Origin of the sequence: Sphingobacterium sp. R2 (genome assembly GCF_040760075.1) — a bacterium.
In the GTDB taxonomy this organism is placed as follows: Bacteria; Bacteroidota; Bacteroidia; order Sphingobacteriales; family Sphingobacteriaceae; genus Sphingobacterium.
This window is the reverse complement of the sequence record NZ_CP142884.1, coordinates 3682074-3701809: the sequence shown is the minus strand read 5'-3', so window position 1 is coordinate 3701809 and position 19736 is coordinate 3682074. Positions and strand designations below refer to the sequence as shown.

At 39.2% G+C, this 19736-nt stretch carries 19 protein-coding genes; 4 read left to right on the top strand and 15 right to left on the bottom strand.

Features of this window, described 5'->3' with window-relative positions; translation table 11 throughout:
* Nucleotides 1-38: 38 nt before the first annotated feature.
* Nucleotides 39-1559: a phosphoethanolamine--lipid A transferase EptA gene (eptA, locus tag VXM68_RS15290; protein WP_367209250.1), complete on the bottom strand. Its 1521-nt coding sequence runs from the start codon at nucleotides 1557-1559 to the stop codon at nucleotides 39-41.
* A gap of 141 nt (nucleotides 1560-1700) precedes the next feature.
* Entirely contained in the window at nucleotides 1701-3059 is a 1359-nt protein-coding gene (locus VXM68_RS15285; RefSeq protein ID WP_367209249.1) for a Gfo/Idh/MocA family protein, read from the bottom strand.
* 148 nt (nucleotides 3060-3207) lie between these two features.
* Here VXM68_RS15285 and VXM68_RS15280 point away from each other — a divergent pair, with 148 nt between their 5' ends.
* Nucleotides 3208-3873, top strand: coding sequence for a hypothetical protein (locus VXM68_RS15280; protein WP_293952712.1), 666 nt, complete (start codon nucleotides 3208-3210; stop codon nucleotides 3871-3873).
* A gap of 174 nt (nucleotides 3874-4047) precedes the next feature.
* Here VXM68_RS15280 and VXM68_RS15275 read toward each other — a convergent pair whose 3' ends face one another.
* The 4 genes from VXM68_RS15275 to VXM68_RS15260 all read right to left on the bottom strand — a co-directional run bounded on the left by VXM68_RS15275 (nucleotide 4048) and on the right by VXM68_RS15260 (nucleotide 8291).
* Nucleotides 4048-5145 carry a DUF2891 domain-containing protein gene (locus VXM68_RS15275; RefSeq protein ID WP_293952710.1) on the bottom strand — a complete coding sequence of 366 codons (1098 nt, stop codon included), beginning with the start codon at nucleotides 5143-5145 and terminating at the stop codon, nucleotides 4048-4050.
* A gap of 23 nt (nucleotides 5146-5168) precedes the next feature.
* Nucleotides 5169-5858: an NAD-dependent deacetylase gene (locus VXM68_RS15270; protein ID WP_367209248.1), complete on the bottom strand. Its 690-nt coding sequence runs from the start codon at nucleotides 5856-5858 to the stop codon at nucleotides 5169-5171.
* 74 nt (nucleotides 5859-5932) lie between these two features.
* Nucleotides 5933-6388: a hypothetical protein gene (locus VXM68_RS15265; RefSeq protein ID WP_367209247.1), complete on the bottom strand. Its 456-nt coding sequence runs from the start codon at nucleotides 6386-6388 to the stop codon at nucleotides 5933-5935.
* 64 nt (nucleotides 6389-6452) lie between these two features.
* Nucleotides 6453-8291 (bottom strand): alpha-L-fucosidase, encoded by a 1839-nt coding sequence (locus tag VXM68_RS15260; RefSeq protein ID WP_367209246.1) that lies wholly within the window; start codon nucleotides 8289-8291, stop codon nucleotides 6453-6455.
* A 277-nt stretch (nucleotides 8292-8568) separates the two neighbouring features.
* Here VXM68_RS15260 and rnhA point away from each other — a divergent pair, with 277 nt between their 5' ends.
* Nucleotides 8569-9063: a ribonuclease HI gene (rnhA, locus tag VXM68_RS15255; protein WP_293952704.1), complete on the top strand. Its 495-nt coding sequence runs from the start codon at nucleotides 8569-8571 to the stop codon at nucleotides 9061-9063.
* Between the two features lie 47 nt (nucleotides 9064-9110).
* Here the strand turns inward: rnhA and trxB are convergent, their stop codons facing one another.
* The 7 genes from trxB to VXM68_RS15220 form a co-directional block, all read right to left on the bottom strand.
* Nucleotides 9111-10067 (bottom strand): thioredoxin-disulfide reductase, encoded by a 957-nt coding sequence (gene trxB / locus VXM68_RS15250; RefSeq protein WP_294186397.1) that lies wholly within the window; start codon nucleotides 10065-10067, stop codon nucleotides 9111-9113.
* Between the two features lie 28 nt (nucleotides 10068-10095).
* Nucleotides 10096-11049 carry a 3'-5' exonuclease gene (locus tag VXM68_RS15245; protein WP_293952700.1) on the bottom strand — a complete coding sequence of 318 codons (954 nt, stop codon included), beginning with the start codon at nucleotides 11047-11049 and terminating at the stop codon, nucleotides 10096-10098.
* 71 nt (nucleotides 11050-11120) lie between these two features.
* Nucleotides 11121-12440 carry a M16 family metallopeptidase gene (locus tag VXM68_RS15240; RefSeq protein WP_367209244.1) on the bottom strand — a complete coding sequence of 440 codons (1320 nt, stop codon included), beginning with the start codon at nucleotides 12438-12440 and terminating at the stop codon, nucleotides 11121-11123.
* Nucleotides 12430-13689, bottom strand: a complete 1260-nt coding sequence (locus VXM68_RS15235; RefSeq protein ID WP_367211304.1) for a M16 family metallopeptidase — start codon at nucleotides 13687-13689, stop codon at nucleotides 12430-12432. Before VXM68_RS15235 ends, VXM68_RS15240 begins: the two co-directional genes overlap by 11 nt.
* Before the next feature lie 19 nt (nucleotides 13690-13708).
* Nucleotides 13709-14605 (bottom strand): oxygen-dependent coproporphyrinogen oxidase, encoded by an 897-nt coding sequence (gene hemF / locus VXM68_RS15230; protein WP_293952697.1) that lies wholly within the window; start codon nucleotides 14603-14605, stop codon nucleotides 13709-13711.
* Nucleotides 14606-14623: 18 nt separating this feature from the next.
* Nucleotides 14624-15628 carry an NAD(P)H-dependent glycerol-3-phosphate dehydrogenase gene (locus VXM68_RS15225; RefSeq protein ID WP_209579997.1) on the bottom strand — a complete coding sequence of 335 codons (1005 nt, stop codon included), beginning with the start codon at nucleotides 15626-15628 and terminating at the stop codon, nucleotides 14624-14626.
* Nucleotides 15629-15716: 88 nt separating this feature from the next.
* On the bottom strand, nucleotides 15717-16052 hold the full coding sequence (locus tag VXM68_RS15220) for a Rieske (2Fe-2S) protein (protein ID WP_294186405.1): 336 nt from the start codon (nucleotides 16050-16052) through the stop codon (nucleotides 15717-15719).
* Between the two features lie 68 nt (nucleotides 16053-16120).
* Here VXM68_RS15220 and ychF point away from each other — a divergent pair, with 68 nt between their 5' ends.
* Nucleotides 16121-17221 (top strand): redox-regulated ATPase YchF, encoded by a 1101-nt coding sequence (gene ychF, locus VXM68_RS15215; RefSeq protein ID WP_075992480.1) that lies wholly within the window; start codon nucleotides 16121-16123, stop codon nucleotides 17219-17221.
* 326 nt (nucleotides 17222-17547) lie between these two features.
* Here ychF and VXM68_RS15210 read toward each other — a convergent pair whose 3' ends face one another.
* Nucleotides 17548-17844 (bottom strand): DUF2892 domain-containing protein, encoded by a 297-nt coding sequence (locus tag VXM68_RS15210; RefSeq protein WP_293952689.1) that lies wholly within the window; start codon nucleotides 17842-17844, stop codon nucleotides 17548-17550.
* Between the two features lie 135 nt (nucleotides 17845-17979).
* On the opposite strand from VXM68_RS15210, the gene VXM68_RS15205 reads away from it, so the two are divergent.
* A complete protein-coding gene (locus VXM68_RS15205) occupies nucleotides 17980-18825 on the top strand; it encodes an ATP cone domain-containing protein (RefSeq protein ID WP_367209242.1) in 846 nt (281 codons plus the stop codon).
* Nucleotides 18826-18902: 77 nt separating this feature from the next.
* Here the strand turns inward: VXM68_RS15205 and ispE are convergent, their stop codons facing one another.
* Nucleotides 18903-19718 carry a 4-(cytidine 5'-diphospho)-2-C-methyl-D-erythritol kinase gene (gene ispE / locus VXM68_RS15200; RefSeq protein ID WP_201671262.1) on the bottom strand — a complete coding sequence of 272 codons (816 nt, stop codon included), beginning with the start codon at nucleotides 19716-19718 and terminating at the stop codon, nucleotides 18903-18905.
* Nucleotides 19719-19736: the final 18 nt, after the last annotated feature.

Below are 19736 nucleotides of genomic sequence, written 5' to 3'. Positions count from 1 at the left end.
CTGTAAAATCAATAAACCTTGACAATCTCTATTGCTCGCTATTTGAAAATATCCATATTCTCATCATAGATAGGGCTCTTCATATCCAAAAATTTCAGCACACTATGAAATACATGATTTTGGGTCAAGGTTTTATTTGGTTTCAACTGTTTTGAATGGTCAGACACCCAGACAATAAAAGGAATTTCATATTGCTCTTTTGGAGCAATACTCATTGGAAGCCCATGCATATATAGGTTATTTTCACCCAATGACTCCCCATGATCAGACACGAATAACATGGCACTGTTATATTCTTTTAATCCTTTTAGGTCTTCTATCAGCTTGTGTAAAATATAGTCCGTATAGACGACCGTATTATCGTAAGCATTGATCAGCTCTTCTTTTGAACAATTCCCTAATTCTACACTATTACAAACGGGTTTAAACTTTTCGAATCGAGCTGGGTACTTCCTGCTATATGTTGGACCATGGCTTGTACTTGTGTGAAGAACGACAAATACTTTATCCTTTTTACTCGCGCATATCCGTTCTTTTAATCGTGTTAATAAAACCTCATCGTAAGCACATTCTTCACCTTTACAGTTTGCTGCAAGCTGGTCAATTGTTTCATATTCTTTAATATGTACAGGCGGCTCACCCCAATTGCTTGTACGCCATATTACATCAACATCATTTCTGTAAAGGTAATTTGGCAGAATTTCGTATAAATCGTCTGTATTTTTGTGTTCCAATAAACACTTTACTCCTGCTGTGGTGTAGGTCGAACAAGAGGTTGCATCAAAATGATAAAGATTGGGTGTCTTTGAAAGCAAAGGATTTGTATTTTTTTGATATCCATACAACGAAAAATTCTCCCTTCTTGCAGATTCTCCAATAACAAGCACGACCACCGCTTTTCTGTGGTCAGTTATCGTCGCGTCAGGCAATAATATCTCTTTTTTATTCTTTTGATGTTCGTGAATGTAAAAACGTGAAATATTTACGGTATAAGACCAAGGCATGGCAAGCGCGCCGAGAGTCTTAGAATTCTTATCAATCCATAGCCAGTTACTTGCATTAGCAAATATTAAAATAGTAATAAACAACAGGGATAAAGAGGTCGTAATAAGGAACTTTTTCGGTTTATCTTTTATTATTTTGGCTTTGATAATGAAGATACTAGGAATAATGCCAAGAAAAATTAAGTAGAGTATCAATTTGAATGAAAAGAAACCACTGGACTCAGAATACCGGGTATTCAATATATTACCGATCATTGTTTCATCTAGAATCACGCTATACGTATTGACAAAATAAACGGCGACTGAATTGATCAGAAAGAACAAAACAAGTATGGATTTCCCGAAGCGACGTGACGCCGAAAAAAACAGATAAAGTACAAAAGCATTCATCACCAGCATTAAAACGATTAAACTAGCAATCAGAATAACGCCGCCAAAGCTTCTATAATCAATGTTGTTAAAAACAAAAGTATAAAACGGAAAATGGAAGAATATAAAATTCAACACACTCATGAATATGACAAAATGTACTAATTTTAAGCTGTTTTTTAGCATAAACTGTAATGATTTTATAACGTACAATAATTAAGCAGATAAATGTAAAATAAATTATTAGCAAATTATTATTAATTATCGTATCAGCCAATACAATGCTCAAAACAAGGGAGTAAAATTAAATCATACTAAATTTACCAATTATTCATACGGATGCTGCCACGGACTGCGATAGGGTCTGCGCAGCATTCGAGTGGCCTCGGGGTCACCAATACATATTTTATGTGTTGGATCATACACTAAGGGGCGATTTAGCTGCATCGACAAATTGGCTAAAATACAGCTTGCGGTCGATATATACCCTTCTTCGATATCCGCTATAGGAAGACGATTATTATCAATTGCCGATAAAAGATCAAGCATATGCTTTCTGGTAGCAGGAGCAGTATGAAGCTCTATCCGTTGCTCTGTAAGATCTTCGGGAAACTCTTCTTTTTCCAAAATAACATCTTGTCGAATGGACTTACCATCTCCGATAGGGATAAATTCATATTTCATAACGCTCCCCTTCAAAGTACCTTTATCACCATATATAATGAATGCCCAAGGATAGTCTGGGTCTACTGGTGAACCCCATGTCCTATGCTGCCATACGCAATTCAGATCTTCGTATTCAAATATGGCCGTTTGCGTATCGGCAATTGTCGATTTCCCACCTTTTTGAACATAAATTCCCCCTTTCGCATAAACGCTTTTTGGCCATTTAAGCTGCAAAAGCCAACGCACTGTATCAAACATATGCATTCCCATGTCCCCGGTTATTCCGTTCCCGTAGGCCATAAAGGTTCGCCACCAGCTACCATGAGGTAGGCCATCATAGGCACGCAAAGGTGCTGGCCCAGTCCAAAGTTCATAATCAAAAAAATCTGGCACTGCTTCGGCAGGAGGATTGCCATTCTTTCGCATAGGATAGTAACAGCACATTTCTACATGAGAAATTTTACCGAGTAAACCGCGATCGATCACACGATTCTTGGCATCCACAAGATGAGCTGTGCTTCTGCGTTGAGTTCCTACCTGAACTTTTCTGTTATATTTTCTTGCAGCACGCCAAATCGCATCGCCCTCGAGCACATCAACACTAATAGGTTTTTGCAAATAAAGATGGGCACCCGAACGTATTGCGTCAATAGCCTGTTTTGCATGCCAATGATCTGGAGTTGCTATTAGAACGAGATCAAATTTGTGATTAGCCAGCATTTCCCTGTAGTCATTGTAAAGTTTCGGAACCTTTTTCGAAACCTGACGATCACTAATTAGGCGCCCCGCTTCATGTAAGTGATGGTTATCAACATCACATATCGCAACGACATCGACATCACAAACCTGAATTAAACGACACAAATCACTTCTCCCGTACCAGCCTGCACCAATCAACCCAACCCGAAATTTTTTCACGATATCTTTAAATGACAAGGCTTTAACTTGCAAGGCTGACAAGGTTAGGACTGCTCCTGCTCCTTGGATAAATTTCCTGCGATTTAAATTGAAAGTACTCATAATTTAATGGTTTATTACCTAATATAAGAATAATAGGCAATAAACCATTAAAAAGCTGTCATTAATAGCTGTTTACGTGAATATTTAATTGCTTTTAAATAACACTTTTACTACCTTAGGTAACGATTAAGATCATTAAATAACTATTATGCTTACAAAGAAGATTCTCTGTTTTGCTCTTGGCTACTTTTTACTTTCGCAGCTATATGCTCAAAAAATCAAATTGATACCAAATAATGTATTGCCTTCGCAGGTAGCTACTCAGTTAACGAACTTCAAGGGAGAAAATGTACTACAGGTAAAAGGACTTACAGATGGTGAAAAAACAATGGCACTGTTAAAAAATGTCGACTTCCATAACGGAGTGATTGAGGTAAGCGTTGCGGGCCAGCCCATGGATCAAGCGGGAGAAACCGCCCGTGGCTTTGTGGGCATTGCTTTTCGAACAAGCGGCGACATCTCAAAAACAGAAATCTTTTACCTACGTCCAACAAATGGCCGGGCTGAAGAACAATTGCGTAGAAACCATGCAACCCAATATATCTCTATTCCGGGATATCCTTGGGAAAAATTAAGGGAAGAGAGTCCTGGAAAGTATGAAGCTTATGCTGATATGGGACCTGGGGAATGGATAAAAGTAAAAATTGAAGTCAATGACGAAAAGGCGAAACTTTATTTAAATGAATCTTCTCAGCCAACTTTGATCGTTAATGATCTCAAACAGGGCAAAGACTTGCGGGGAAGCATTGCACTCTGGGTCGGCCCGGGCACTTTAGGACATTTTAAAGATCTCAAATTAATTAAAGGAGATTGATAGTACACCATTAACTAAACATAAAAAGCCCTAGAGCGGGGAACTCTAGGGTCTTAGCCATATATTAACCTATTTTATGAAAAGTATTTGTATTAATAACGTTTAAGTTCTCTATTTATTTTGTACAAAATGGCGATTTGTTACTTTTTATTTTACCAAAATAATCTTCTAAAATCAATGCTTGGATAAGGCATACAAAGCAAATGTACCTAGCCAATGCGAACCCATATAGTCATCATTGTTTGTAATATTAGGCAAAGAGTACATTAAATGTTTATTAGCCAATTTGTGTAGATAACTCAACTCAGGAAGAGCCCTTGCGATACCATTCAAACAATTTGCACGACTAAAGTTAAGTCCATCCAAATGAACTAAATGTCCATCTGTCCGGTCTTTCACAATACCGGGCTCAAGATTGAAGCTTACACTAAACAGCTCTGGCATAAATTCCTTCAGCCATTTGCGGTAATCCTCCTTTTGAAGTACCAAACTCATACATAGTGCTTCCTCAAGACAAGGAGAAAGAAAATCACTTCCACTTGGCTCAAAAGAAATGTTGCAGCCTTTGTCTTGGCTAAATAATCGTGAAGCATTAGTCATCAATGATTTTTCGAATGTTACATTCCCCGTAGTTCTCGCGTAATCTAAAGACAACGAAAGACCAAATGCAGAATTATCGTGGTATCCTGTTCTGATCGGATAAACCAATTTGGGCAGATACTCCTCATAAGATCGTACGACATGACTCGCCAAAGGTTCTAGGTTCATGGCCCAGCGTTTTGCATCTGCATCTTTCCAGGTTAACAACTCTTTATGTAACTGTAACAACCAAGCCCATCCATACGTACGCTCAAAATTTTTATTATTCTTATCTTTGAAAAAAGCTAGTTCGATCGCAACATTTTCTGCTGTTATATTTTGGTTTAATTGCCGCCGAATTTCTCCAGAACTATCCAGATTGGGAAATTCCTTCAAAATATGGACGATTGACCAATAACCATGTACAGAAGAATGCCAATCAAAACAACCATAAAAAATTGGGTGTAGTATGCGCGGTGATTTCAGATCGAGATCATTACCTAGCACCTGTCCGAGTTTATTGGGATACTCCACTCCGATGCAATGTAATGGTAAACTGAGCAAATGCTTCGCTTGCATACTATCCAAAACTAAAGGCTGATTATATGTGCTTGTGTTTACTTTAATTTGCGAATTATTATGGCAGGCTATAACAGCAAATGATACGCAAAGAATTCCTATTGCTTTTTTCATATTTTTTTTAAACTGTCTGTTATCTAATCAAGTAATTCCTTTACTAATTTGGGAACAGCGACAGTAGCTGCCTCCTCAAAAAAAGTTATATTACGCAAGGATTTGTTGTTCGGTATTTTTTTATCGATTAAAAATGTTTTGCAACGATTGGGTGCAAATTCTTTGAGTCCAGCTGCAGGATAAACTTGCAACGAGGTACCTACAATGATCAATATATCAGCTTCCGAAACGAAATGGACAGCCTCTTCGATTGCTGGTACGGCCTCTCCAAACCAGACGATATTAGGCCTCAACTGACTCCCTTTTTGACACAGATCCCCCATTTTGATCTCATTTCCGACAATTGGATAAACCAGTCGGTCATCAATAGAGGACTTTGCCTGATCTAGGCGACCATGCAAATGAATAACTTGCGATGACCCCGCTTGCTCGTGTAAGAGATCGACATTTTGTGTGATAACAACTACATTGTATTTAGATTCAAGTTTGGCTAAAGCAAAATGAGCGAGGTTTGCTTGTGCCAACGAAGCCGCCCTCCTTCTCAGATTATAAAACTCTTGGACCAGTGACGGATTTCTACGCCAGCCCTCAATAGAAGCTACTTCCATCACATCATGCCCCTCCCATAATCCGTTTGCATCCCTAAATGTAAGTATACCACTTTCTGCCGAAATACCAGCTCCACTTAATACTACGATATTTTTCTTTTTCATCTCAATTTACTTCGTAATGAATTTAAAAATAACCCTCTTAGGTGACCATCTGGAGGAAGAACGCCTACCATCGATCATTCCGCTATCAGCAAAGTCGCATAATCATTACGAAGCTTTAATCGAATAGAATCTTTACTCGCCGCAGCCCGCCGATTCATTTCCTCAAACGAACGTTGGTAATATACAAAAGCTTTATTTGGAATATGCAATTGCCTGGCATTTTGAATATGAAACCGATACCGATTGTTCTCCAATTTAACATGCTGATATATTCTATAGGTCACCACTTGAATTTGTATTTTATCAAACTTCGAAATAATCTTTAAATTTGCAGGCTCATAAAAATATTTATCCTTAAAATACATAAATTCATTAGACTCTGCCAAACTTAGTAAAGATAAATTTCCTTGAACCACTTCCCTTACCAAAGAATCAGCCCGCAAGCGTTCAGTCTTACTTCCATCCCCAGAATAGCAACAAATAAAAATAAGAGCGAAAAGCGGAATTAATGCAATTTGAAACACATTCATAGGACTAAATTAATAAAAAATGCTATCGTGCCACAAACCAGGAGAAATATCGCGTACACCTAGTTTAAAGGTTACTCTCAATAGCACCGACTTTCTCCCGATAGAGTTCTATAGGGGCATCCAATAATATGGCAATAACCGTCATGTTTTTATCTAATCGTTCTGCAGGGGCTTCGATATAGATAATCCCGGGAATAGTACTCCAGTATAGCTTATTAAAGACTTCATGGTTGATCATTGATCCTTCGCCAACTAAACGTACTCTCGCTACGCCATTCTTGATACCTTTTAGCGCAATTGGGCCTGTTGGTTTCCCCTCGACAAAAAGATATAGGGTCTGACGATCTTTGGAAAGCGTACTGAGCCCTTCGTAATGTCCCTCAGGCAATCCTTCTCCAGTTTCGTAAAGTGCTTCGGCATGATCTTTAATCCAATTCAGTACCGTTGAATTGATCTCACTGTTACTCCCTAGTTTGGTATCCATACCATCCACAGTCAATCCTGAATTATTAAAAATATTGTTACCTAGGTGCAGTGTTGAGGCAATCTGAACCAAGGCTCTATCGGCAACTGGGTTATCCAACACAGATTTCAATGTAACTTTGGTATCTCTCGGTGACTCCCAACGAAGCGCCTCGGCAAAATTCAACTCGAGTACGGTAACATCCTGATCGAAATTCACCTTGGTCAAATCTAGCTGAACAACTCCATCCGCTGATTTAAGGTTCACTTTCGAGGCTATATCTCCAACAACTGAAACAGTTTTGATGGCTGTATAATTGACCAGCCCTTTGAGCAAAAGCTCTGGTTTCTTTTCGTAAACATATAGATAAAGTGTTTTTCTGTCTTTCGATAAAGCAGACTTCCCACTGTAGTTTGCAAATGGAATACCAGCCCTTGTACCGTAGATTGCGTCGGCATGTTTACGTGTCCATCGTCCAAGCTGCTTTAAAATCTCTAATTGCTCCTCAGGAATAGTTCCGTCAGCCTTCGGACCAATATCCAATAAAAGATTTCCTCCCATGGAAATGCAGTCTACCAATGTCCGAATAATCATATTGGATGATTTGTATTTCTTATCAAAGGGTTGATATCCCCAGGAATCATTCATAGTATAGCAAAGTTCCCAAAACTTACTATCTGGACGCGTTACCGGAATCCCCTGCTCAGGAGTTTCGTAATCGCCATGATGGTTCAATCGCGAGTTTATAATAATATTCGGATTATATTTTCGCAAAAGATTCAGAGTCTCTTGCGATTTCCATTCTTCTGCCGTATGTTCCCAGTCTCCGTCAAACCAAATTAAATCCGGTTTAAATTGTTCAGATAATTCGCTTAGTTGCTGTTGGTAGTATTTGACGTAGTTATTCCAACGGATAGGCTCTCCTTTCAATTCATAACGCTTTCTATTGCGCGTAAAAACATCATAATATGGGTGGCTCCAATCGGGTAACGAATAATACAGTCCAGTGTGCAAGCCCTCTTCTTGTATTGCTTTCACAAACGGTGTAATTACATCCTGTTTTGCAGCCGCGTCTTGTAATGTAGTGATCGCTTTATCAGCCTTCGTATTCCACATCGAGATTCCGTCATGGTGTTTGGTCGTAATCACCGTGTATTTCGCACCAGCATCTTTAATCAATTTGGCCCATTCCTTGGGTTTATAACCCTTTGCTGTAAACCCATTAAGCTGTTTGATATAATTGTCATGGTTAATATAATTATTGAAGAATGACCAAGATTCTGAGATCCCATCTACAGAATAAATACCCCAGTGAATAAAAATACCCAATTTGGCATCTTCAAACCAATCCATTTTTTGCGTGGATACATTGTCCTGAGCTGAAACGTTTAGGCACGCAGACGCTAAAAGAATAAAAAGAGAAATCTTTCGATAGTTCATAAGGTAATTTTACAGTTTACATAACAAGTTTATGCCGGAAAAATACATATAAATTTGCAGAGTTATATTGTTTAAGCGATAAATTGTGCATACAACAACCAAATTGCTTCCATATTTTAGAAGCAGCATAAATTGAATCGCTTATCCCAAGAATCGCTTACGATTAGCTACATATGGATAATAAACACGAGGATATTCAGAAAGTTACTTATAACCTATCGCAATAGATGTTCGTTATTATTGGATATAAAAGCAAATTTATCTATGTTTGAGGGGTATGATCGAATTATATACAGATGGTGCTTCAAGCGGGAATCCAGGCCCAGGAGGTTACGGAACTATTTTAAGAACTATTTATACGGGCGATAATGAAACCTTTAAAGGCAAACTTATCGAAAAGGAGTTTTCGGGCGGTTACCGTAAAACGACCAACAACAGAATGGAGCTAATGGCGGTTATCGTTGGCCTCGAGGCCTTAAAAAACTTGCATCAGCAAGTTACAGTGTATTCTGACTCCAAATATGTTATTGATGCCATTGATAAAAAGTGGGTATATGGCTGGATCCAAAAAGGTTTCGCTGGGAAAAAAAATAAGGATCTCTGGTTGCGGTTAATGAGCGCCTATAAATTGCACAACGTACGACTTGTATGGGTAAAAGGTCACGCTGGGCATCCGTTAAATGAGCGTTGCGATCGTTTGGCTGTTGCTGCAGCCAAGGACAAAGTGAACTGGAAAATTGACAGTGTCTTTGAAATGGAGGAAGGTAAATAAAAGAGGGACATGCTTTTGTGCAATGCCCCTCTTTTATTTCAACTTGATTATTCGCCGCTTTCTTTAGCCGCTAAATATCTTTCAGCTTCCAAAGCTGCCATACAACCTGTACCCGCAGCGGTGATCGCCTGACGGAAGACATTATCCTGAACGTCTCCACAAGCAAACACTCCTGGTATATTGGTAGCTGTACTATCGGGTTTGGTGATCAAATAGCCTGTTTCATCCATATCCAATACACCTGTGAAAAGCTCGGTATTAGGCTTATGTCCAATAGCGACAAAGAAACCTGTTACTTCGAGATCTTTTTCAGACTGGTCCTTGTTGTTAATAACACGTATTCCGGTCACCACTTGACCATCTCCCAAAACTTCTTTTGCTTCAGAGTTGTAGTGAACTTCAATATTTGGCGTGTTCATAACACGATGTACCATTGCTTTAGAAGCACGAAACTCGTCACGGCGCACCAACATATGTACTTTTGAGCATAATTTTGCAAGATATGTTGCTTCTTCTGCCGCTGTATCCCCAGCACCTACAATTGCAACCTCTTGGTTTTTAAAGAAGAATCCATCGCAAACAGCACATGCAGAAACTCCAAAGCCATTATATTTTTGTTCAGATTCCAGACCTAACCATTTTGCGGTTGCTCCTGTTGCGATAATGACTGTATCTGCGGTAACTTGTACAGTTCCATCGATCTCAACACGGTGTAACTCCCCTGTAAAATCCACTTTAGTCACATATCCAAAACGAACTGAAGTACCAAAGCGCTCCGCTTGTTCACGCAGATCTTCCATCATCACGGGGCCCGTAATACCTTTTGGATAACCTGGAAAATTGTCCACTTCAGTGGTTTGTGTCAATTGTCCCCCCGGAACAATACCGGTATAAACTACTGGTTTCATATCCGCACGTGCTGCATAAATTGCTGCCGTATAGCCTGCTGGCCCCGAACCAATAATCAAACACTGTATATGCTCAACTTCTTGTTTGAATTCCATAATACTTTTTCTAAGCTATTAATTAAAGTTATTTTTTAAATTTATCTTGCAATCCTTTCAACATATCCAAAGAAATGCTCTGTGGCGCCTCTTCATTTTGTTTATTGAACTCTTTTTTCGCAAGTTTTTTATCTTCTGCAGAATGAGCTACAGCAGCTTTAGTTTTTTGCTCATTCTTTTCCTTTTTGTACCTATTCCAGATATTTTCTAGCACTTTTTTGGTATACAATGGAAAATCTCCATTTTGCATCCAAGCGTAGTAGCTCGGCTCCTGCTCAAATACCTCTACAATTGGTTTTCCTTTGTGTTTTCCAAAATTGATCGTTTCCAAACCGTCGGCATTGTAAACAAGACGTCCGGCAAAATCCACTGGCTTACTTAAATTTGTAAATGCATGTAAAGCTTCCACATCGTTGACGACAGGATGAGACACCACACCATGTTTATCTTCAAAAGGTACACCTTCATACTTAGTCAGCTGCGCTTTCAAAACTTCGTAAGTTGCGCGTACATCCGCTTCAGCAGTATGTGCATTTTCGAGGTTTTCATTGCAATAAAACTTATAGGCAGCTTTCAAAGTCCGTTGTTCCATTTGATGAAAGATATTTTGAACATCCACAAATGCCCTACCCTCCAATGAAAAATCCACACCAGCCCTTAAAAACTCCTCCATCAACATTGGCACATCAAACTTATTGGAGTTATATCCTGCTAAATCTCCATCCGCAATGAAAGAAGCTAGTTCGACTGCTATCGCTTTAAAATTAGGAGCATCCTTTACATCCTCATCGTAGATCCCATGGAAAAAAGAGGATTCCGCCGGAATAGGTATTTCCGGATTAACCTTCTTAGTATAGACTGTTTCTTCTCCACTGGGCATCACTTTCAGAAATGACACTTCAACAATACGATCGGACGCTACATTAACGCCTGTAGTTTCCAAATCGAAAAATACCAATGGCCTTTTTAATTTTAATTCCATACTGGATAGTTCACTTTTTTATCAAAAACCAAAAATACAAAGTAGTATTCGATTTTCGTAGTCTAAGAAATTTAATTTACAACCGCTTGATGAACTGGTTCTTCCTGGCTTATTTTGCCAACAACAACTTTCACCATCGCGTTAAAGTCCAAATATTTATTGGCAATATCATACACCTTTTCAGGTGACATATTTCTAATCTGATCCATATAATAAGAATAATATGTTAATGTCATCTCATTTAACAATACACTTTTAAACTTATCAGCATGCGAAAAGATACTTTCCAATGATCCTAACATTGAACCTTCCATATAGGTTTTAACAAGATTTACCTCGTCTTTTGAAGCCACTTGTACTTTTAACAAGTTGATCTCCTTTTCAATCTCTGCTAAAGTCGCTTGTGTTACATCCACCCCAACTTCGGTTACAATGGTCATAAAGCCTGTATGTTTGAGGGTAGCTATGGCTGAACCAATACTATAGGTGTAGCCTTTTTCTTCTCGAATATTACGCATGAGACGGGAACCAAAAAAGCCTCCTAACAAGGTATTAACAAACTGTAAAGCAGGATAATCAGGATGTGTTCTTGAAATGGTTTGACAACCTAAGCGAATAGCAGACTGCAAAGCGCTATCTTTCTCCTCATAGGATAATTCGGAGGAACCTTGGATCAATACAGGTTTCTCTAAGGAAACCGAAGGTGCCCCATGCCACTCCTCTCCAAAAATCTGCTCAAGTTCTTGTAAAAGCTCGTCGGAAACGTTTCCAGAAACAATTAGCGTGCAATTGCCAGGTACAATTTGTTTTTGGTACAATTCGATGAGTTGCATGCGAGTAATCGCGTCATAATCTTCTAGCTTCGGTGTCCGTCCATAGCGATTACCCGTACCGAAGATCAAGTTATAAAATTTACGCCTAGCCAGATAATCATTTTTCTGAATAGAAACCTGAAACTTCTGTTTGTTGTTACGTAAATAGGTATCCAGCTCCTGCTGTGGTATCGATGCCTCCGTAAGAATATCTTTTACAAGAGGTAGAAGTACTTGACTATGTCTGTTCAAGGTATAAAGGGATAGTGAAGTCACGTCAAAAGAGTATTCCGGAATTAGAAATGCGCCATAAAAATCCACTTTATCCGCAATCTCTGCACTGGACATTGACTTGGTACCCTCTTTAAGCAAAGCACTTAAAGCGCTATTTAATAAAGGGTTCTCTATCTCTCCATCAAGATAGGAATTGTTAAAAATCCATTCGATACGCACCAACTCTTGTTCAGGCGACTGAAATATATAGACTGGCAAACCATTTCCAAATTGTTTCTTTATCGGTTCTTTTAAACTGATGTTTCCAATTTCACGAAACACAGGTCTTTGCGTTCTATCCAACATGTATAGCCTCCTCCATTTTTGATTTATACATTAATATCGAAGCATTTTCGAGTCTAAAAATTGCTTGCGCTTGGCGCTGAACCTCCTCGGCACTTACCAACAGGTATTTGGAGACCTCAGTGTTGATACCATCTGCATCGCCTAGCAACTCATGATAAGCTAGATTCATCGCTTTATCCAAAATGGATAATTCTGCAAAGACATTGGTCGATTCGATTTTATTTTTCACCTTTTCCAACTCCTTCATAGGTACTAATTCGGATTTTATAATGTCCAATTCAGACCACACCGCCTGCTCCGCTTCTTCTAGCGAAATGCCCGCAGTTGGTTTCCCTTCTATAATGAAAAGGTTACTATCTATGCTTCCCATGACATAAGCGTTTATCTCGCTAAAAAACTTTCCTTCCTTAACCAACCGTCGATACAAACGTGAAGAAGAACCTCGGGATAAAATATCTGATAAAAGATCCATGGCAAAATAACCTTCTTCCAATCGTGACGGCCCATGAAATGCCATGTAAAGTGCATCCAAAGGCACCTCCGCCCAAACAGTTTCACGCCGCATTGCTTTCTGTTCTGGTTCTTTCGGCAATTGACGATCATATTTTACACCAGGTTCAATATCACCAAACCATTTTTGGGTTAAAAACTTAACTTCTTCAAAATGTACATCACCTGAAACAACCATTATTGCATTCTGCGGATTATAATGTAATTTGAAAAAGGCTTTCACATCTTCCATTGTAGCTTCCTCGATATGACTCAACTCCTTGCCGATCGTTGCCCATCGATACGGATGTACCTGATAAGCTAAGGGGCGCAACTTAAGCCATGCATCCCCATAAGGTTGATTCAAGTAACGCTGCTTAAACTCTTCGATCACTACATTCCGCTGTACTTCGAGACTCTGTGCTGAAAAAGCCAAACTCAACATCCGGTCCGACTCTAACCACAACGCTGTCTCGAGATTTGAGGACGGCAATGTGATGTAATAATTGGTGATATCGTTGCTTGTGAAAGCATTATTCTCTCCTCCGACTTTTTGCAATTCAGTATCAAAATTAGGAATATTGATACTGCCACCAAACATTAGGTGCTCAAATAAATGGGCGAATCCGGTTTGCTCCGGCGACTCATCCCGTGCACCCACATCGTATAAAATGTTGACACAAGCCATAGCCGTATTGTGGTCCTCGTGAACCAAAACACGGAGCCCGTTTTCTAATATAAATTTTTGATAAGAAACCATCTTATTTTTTTCGGCGTTTTTAAATCCAGTTAATACCTTTTCGTAATAAAGATAGGGTCTTGGCTTCTTCAGAGCCGGCTTCAGGATGATAATCATATGCCCAATTGGCTTGGGCTGGTAAACTCATCAATATCGACTCTATACGTCCATTCGTTTCTAACCCAAATTTGGTACCCGAGTCCCAAACAAGATTAAATTCTACATAACGACCGCGACGTATAAGCTGCCAATTTTTTTGCTGTTCGGTAAAAGTTTTATGCCGGCTCCTTTCTACTAGTGTTGTGTACGTTGGAGCAAAAGTGCGGCCTAGATCGCATGAAAAAGCAAAAATCTCATCCATACTAAGCCCTGTATTTTCACTATTTAACTTGTCATAGAATACACCTCCCACACCGCGCGTTTCTTGCCGATGACGAATATAGAAATAGTCGTCGGCCCATTTCTTAAATTTACCGTAAAAAGTGCTATCGTGCTTATCGCATACCGCCTTTAGTTGTTGATGGAAATAACGGGCATCAGTCTCATCAACATAGTGCGGTGTCAGGTCTATTCCTCCACCGAACCAGCGAATCTGATCGTTTAACTCAAAATAGCGAATATTCATGTGTATAATCGGCACCAGAGGGTTATTGGGATGAATCACAATCGAAACACCTGTAGCAAAAAAATCATCTTCATCTACTCCGAACGATTTTTTAAGCGTTTCAGGCAACTTCCCATAGACAGCAGAAAAATTAACTCCGCCTTTTTCTAAGATACGACCATTTTGAATAATTCTGGTACGACCGCCCCCGCCACCTTCTCTCTCCCACAATTCCTCTTCAAAACTCGCCGAACCATCTAATTTTTCCAGCGCCCGGCATATTTCATCCTGAATTTCTTTATAAGCTAAAGCAATTGCTTCTTTTTTTATCATCTATTTTCTTACAAATTTTTATGTTAATTTTTCGCTCAAAGCTTGAATAATTTTAGACGAAGGAAGATGCTCATATAAAATTTGATGTACAGCATCACATATAGGCAATTCAACATCATATTTTTTAGCGTATTCCTGAATACAAGCAGAAGCATAGTACCCTTCAGCTACCATATTCATTTCTAACTGCGCCGACTGTACGCTATACCCTTTTCCGATCATGTTTCCAAAAGTCCTATTTCTGCTGAACTGAGAATAAGCTGTTACTAAAAGATCTCCCAAATAGGCCGACGTATTTACATCACGAGAGGTATCTCCATCCACTTTGCCCACAAATCGTCGCATTTCCCGAATCGCATTGGACACCAATACAGCCTGAAAATTATCTCCATAACCTAATCCATGACAAATGCCGCCAGCTAGAGCATAAATATTCTTTAGTACTGCCCCAAACTCTATTCCAAGTACATCGACAGACAAAATGGTTTTGATAACACGTGAGGATAAAAACGAAGCGACCAAAGCCGCACTATCTAGATTTTTGCATCCGAAAGTTAAATAAGACAATTTACCTAACGCCACCTCCTCGGCATGGCAGGGACCTCCCACCACACAGATTTGGTCTATATTAACCGAATAGCGCTGCTCCAAAAACTCACCGATAATCAAATTATCTTTAGGAATAATCCCTTTGATAGCCGAAACAACAATTTTATCACTGAAATCTTCCTTCGTGACATTTGCTAAAGCATCTTTCAAATAAGCAGCGGGAGTATTCAAAATCACTATATCTGAATTCGCAATCACATTTTTTGCATCAGTATCAATCGTAGTAATGTTAAGGTCAACGGATACGCTGCTCAAATACGTAGGATTGTGCTTAAACTTCTGGATATATTCTGCATCCTCTTCTTTTCTTACCCACCAAAAAATATGTTTATCTTGGTCATTCTCGCATAGCATCTTGATCATAGCTGTAGCCCAGCTTCCGCTACCAATTATACCAATCTTTTTCCCCTGCATGTCTTTAATTTGTTTTCGGAAGCAAATATACTTATTTACTGGCTAGATATATGATTCACGCGAAGAGATATGATATTTTCGTTACTTTCTAAGTGAATAAGCGTTGCCAAAAGCCTATTTTCAAACCGACATAATATTCTTTATCTTCTAATTTTACGGGGTAAACAGTAATAAAATCATGCTGGTCAGGATTACCCCTACCTGAAATTAAATCAAATTCGTGGCGGTGAAAAGGACAGATTACTTTTCCACGCTCACACCAGCCATTTTTCAGTGGTGCTCCAGCGTGAGGGCATTTTCGGGAGAAAGCATAGAGTTGGTCTTCAAACCACGTTATACAAATAATTTTTCCACCGAATTTATGTTCGCTGATGCCCTGATTTTTCAGAAAATCGGCATGTTCAATTTTGTACCAATGAACCATTCGACAAGATAGCTAAAAATTACAGTGAATTTTCTATCTTTGTGCAATTTCAAAAATTTACACTATATATGGCTTTACAATGCGGTATCGTAGGTTTACCAAACGTCGGTAAATCAACATTATTTAACTGTTTGTCGAACGCGAAAGCGCAAGCGGCTAACTTTCCATTTTGTACAATTGAACCAAATGTTGGGGTAATTACCGTACCGGATGCCCGTCTCAATAAATTAGCTGAATTAGTCAACCCACAACGTGTTGTTCCAAATACAATCGAGATCGTCGACATCGCAGGTCTTGTAAAAGGCGCTTCGAAAGGTGAAGGCTTAGGCAACCAATTCTTAGGAAATATTCGTACAACCAATGCTATTATTCACGTTTTAAGATGTTTTGACGACGGAAACGTGATCCACGTTGATGGTTCGGTAGACCCCATCAGAGATAAAGAAATCATTGACACCGAGTTACAGCTTAAGGATTTGGACACTGTTGTAAAACGTATCCAAAAGGTTGAGAAAATGGCTAAAACAGGCGGCGACAAAGACGCAAAAAGAACATTTGACATCCTATCGATCGTTAAAGATCATCTTGAGGCAGGCAAATCTGCACGTACGGCAGCGATAGAAGCTGAAGATTTTGAGTTTATTCAGGATTTAGCATTATTGACCGCTAAACCTGTACTTTATGTATGTAATGTAGATGAAGGCTCCGTCAACACAGGAAACGCTTATGTCGAACGTGTTAAGGAAGCTGTAAAAGACGAAAAAGCTGAAGTATTGATTATCTCTGCGCAGATCGAATCCGAAATTGCACAACTGGAAAGCTACGAAGAACGCAAAATGTTCTTAGATGACCTTGGCCTTGAAGAATCTGGCGTACACAAGCTGATCCGCGCCGCATATTCGCTTTTAAATCTGGCCACTTATTTTACTGCTGGTGTACAAGAAGTCCGCGCTTGGACGATTGAGAACGGATTTACAGCCCCTCAGGCTGCAGGTGTCATTCACACAGATTTCGAAAAAGGATTTATCCGCGCTGAAGTAATTAAGTATGACGATTTCGTCACGCTTGGCTCCGAAAATGCAGTAAAAGAAGCTGGAAAATTATCAGTGGAAGGAAAAACATATATTGTCCAAGATGGCGATATCATGCACTTCCGTTTTAACGTATAACCATCCCACCTGTTCAAACAGGTAAACATAAAAAAGAGGCGAACACTTCAAAAGTATTCGCCTCTTTTTTATGCTTTATCATCTCCTTTTTTATTGCCAAAACTATGCCCCACCTAGTGGACGAGCTATTACCAAATTCGCCTTGTAAGCACAGTGAGTCCACCATGAGTCCACGTTGAGTCCACCTTTTTATTGTCCAGTCACTGTGCTCTCACATTATTCGAACCCCGCTCACAGGCCGAAGTAAGTACCGCATTGTTGTCAGGCAGACCTGTAGAAGCCTCCACTAAAAACACTTTTACATTAAGCTAGGGATACAAGGCTTGCTATTTAACAAAATAGCGATGCTCAATCACCTCAACTTTTTTGATATCCTTATCTTCTAATACTTTCTTAACATCACAATGACCCGTTACGCCACGATAGATCAAAGCTCCACCAAGGGTTAATCCAGACAATCCAGTAAGTGGGGATTTAAACAGTTTTTTAACACCCAAGCCCAATATGAATCCGCCGGCAATCACCGACAAAACACGCTCAGAGTTGCCAATATTTTCTTCGATACAATCGTCTTCGATCTTCGTTTTTATCTTATCAAATGCAAAGTTTAGTAGGTTACTCATAATTATCTCTATTTTATTTATCGTACATGTTATAAACAAATGGTGCCCTAAAAAAGTTTAGGAATAGAATAATAGTTTTTTATGTTGTTTCTCCGACGACATCTCTTATATTCGTATTTAACAAATTAGAAATACATGCAAATCAAAAAATATTCTGGTGAATTGGTACCTTTCAATGGTGAATCGCTACGCCATTCGCTTTCTCGTTCCGGTGCCAATGCTGACCAGGTCAATCAGGTCTACGATAAGGTTCTCAACGAAATATATGATGGCATTTCAACAAGAGAACTCTATCAGCTGGCCTTTGATACTTTAAAAACAGTACGAAATTCCTTCGCCGCACGTTACAGCCTTAAGAAAGCCCTGCGTGAACTCGGCCCTGAAGGCTTCTACTTCGAAAAATACATTGCTCACCTATTACGATCCATCGGCTATGAAAGCACCACGGGACAGACCGTACAGGGGCATGCTGTTTCGCATGAATTGGACGTTGTCGCCTATAAGGACGGCAAACTGATTACCGCGGAGTGCAAATTTCGAAACGATATTGACGCTAAAATATCGGTCACAACACCTATGTATTACCTTTCCAGATTCAAAGATATCAGCAATATCAATTATCAGTTTTTTGGAAAGCAGCTGCAATTTCAAGAAGGCTGGCTGATTACCAATGCTTACTTCACTTCCGACTCGATTGATTTTGCTAAATATTATAATATCAACCTGCTCTCTTGGGATTACCCCAAAGAAAATAGCATTAAAAAAAGAGTAGATAAAGCAGTTTTCTATCCAGTCACTTGTCTAACAACGCTTTCAGACCTTGAGGAACAACAACTGCTCACAAATCAGCTTATTTTAGTGAAAGATATCGTTAGTAATCCCGAAAAATTGGATCTTCTAAACTTAACAAAAGAACGGAAAGAAAAGGTTTTAAATGAGGCTCGCGAACTCATAAACTATCAAGTGGAAGAAGAGTATTAATAACATACTAAAAAAAGCATTATGTCTATTTGTCCAAACAGGTATACATAATGCTTTTTTAGTAACCGATAGTACTCTTACAGCTTGGTTGGATGATAGATCTTGCCATATTTTGCAAGCTCGCTTAAATCTGTTTTTTCCCAAAATATACCATAAATAGCCGCTCCGGAGCCCGACATAGAAGCATATATCGCTCCTTTTTGATATAAAGTTTCTTTGATTTCTTTCAACAATGGGTAACTCTCGAAAATACCATCCTCAAAATCATTTCGAATATGGAACTTCCATTCTTGGATAGGTAAACGAATTGCTTCTTCCAAATTAACTTCGGGCACCTTAGGTTCTACACCAGCATAAGCTTCCGCTGTAGAAATATGAATATTGGGCATAATGACTGCAATATGGTAGCCATCCAAATTTAGATTTAAGTCTTTAAAATCAGTCCCAATGCCTGTTGCAAAAACAGGATTATTTGCGATAAAAAAAGGGCAATCGGCTCCTAACTTTGCGGCATACCCCGCTAGTTGCTCTTCTGTAAGATTCAATTGAAAGAGCGTATTGAGCCCTTTCAAAACAAAAGACGCGTCGGCAGAACCGCCCCCTAAGCCTGCTCCAATCGGAATTTGTTTGATCAAATCAATTGAAACGGGCGGAATGCCATAATCTTTTTCCAACAATTCAAAAGCTCTTATACAAAGGTTATCACGGAGATTTCCTGGGATATGTTCTCCCTGAATATTTAGTGTTGTCTCCGTAGCAGTCGTATCCAATAATTCGATAATATCGTAAATTGGAAGTGGATAAAAAACACTGTTCAGCTCATGATAACCATCCGTACGCTTGGCAATTACTTGCAGTCCAATGTTTAGTTTAGCGTTTGCAAAAAGTATCATGTGAAATGCTCTAAATCG

Bases quoted from the DNA above. Each gene is read 5' to 3' on its own strand.
- ispE (WP_201671262.1), bottom strand. From the start codon at position 19,718: ATGATACTTTTTGCAAACGCTAAACTAAACATTGGACTGCAAGTAATT.
- VXM68_RS15210 (WP_293952689.1), bottom strand. From the start codon at position 17,844: ATGAGTAACCTACTAAACTTTGCATTTGATAAGATAAAAACGAAGATC.
- trxB (WP_294186397.1), bottom strand. From the start codon at position 10,067: ATGGAATTCAAACAAGAAGTTGAGCATATACAGTGTTTGATTATTGGT.
- VXM68_RS15275 (WP_293952710.1), bottom strand. From the start codon at position 5,145: ATGAAAAAAGCAATAGGAATTCTTTGCGTATCATTTGCTGTTATAGCC.
- VXM68_RS15285 (WP_367209249.1), bottom strand. From the start codon at position 3,059: ATGAGTACTTTCAATTTAAATCGCAGGAAATTTATCCAAGGAGCAGGA.
- ychF (WP_075992480.1), top strand. From the start codon at position 16,121: ATGGCTTTACAATGCGGTATCGTAGGTTTACCAAACGTCGGTAAATCA.
- hemF (WP_293952697.1), bottom strand. From the start codon at position 14,605: ATGATAAAAAAAGAAGCAATTGCTTTAGCTTATAAAGAAATTCAGGAT.
- VXM68_RS15235 (WP_367211304.1), bottom strand. From the start codon at position 13,689: ATGGTTTCTTATCAAAAATTTATATTAGAAAACGGGCTCCGTGTTTTG.
- VXM68_RS15245 (WP_293952700.1), bottom strand. From the start codon at position 11,049: ATGGAATTAAAATTAAAAAGGCCATTGGTATTTTTCGATTTGGAAACT.
- VXM68_RS15270 (WP_367209248.1), bottom strand. From the start codon at position 5,858: ATGAAAAAGAAAAATATCGTAGTATTAAGTGGAGCTGGTATTTCGGCA.
- VXM68_RS15220 (WP_294186405.1), bottom strand. From the start codon at position 16,052: ATGGTTCATTGGTACAAAATTGAACATGCCGATTTTCTGAAAAATCAG.
- VXM68_RS15225 (WP_209579997.1), bottom strand. From the start codon at position 15,628: ATGCAGGGGAAAAAGATTGGTATAATTGGTAGCGGAAGCTGGGCTACA.
- VXM68_RS15240 (WP_367209244.1), bottom strand. From the start codon at position 12,440: ATGTTGGATAGAACGCAAAGACCTGTGTTTCGTGAAATTGGAAACATC.
- VXM68_RS15265 (WP_367209247.1), bottom strand. From the start codon at position 6,388: ATGAATGTGTTTCAAATTGCATTAATTCCGCTTTTCGCTCTTATTTTT.
- VXM68_RS15280 (WP_293952712.1), top strand. From the start codon at position 3,208: ATGCTTACAAAGAAGATTCTCTGTTTTGCTCTTGGCTACTTTTTACTT.
- VXM68_RS15205 (WP_367209242.1), top strand. From the start codon at position 17,980: ATGCAAATCAAAAAATATTCTGGTGAATTGGTACCTTTCAATGGTGAA.
- VXM68_RS15260 (WP_367209246.1), bottom strand. From the start codon at position 8,291: ATGAACTATCGAAAGATTTCTCTTTTTATTCTTTTAGCGTCTGCGTGC.
- eptA (WP_367209250.1), bottom strand. From the start codon at position 1,559: ATGCTAAAAAACAGCTTAAAATTAGTACATTTTGTCATATTCATGAGT.
- rnhA (WP_293952704.1), top strand. From the start codon at position 8,569: ATGATCGAATTATATACAGATGGTGCTTCAAGCGGGAATCCAGGCCCA.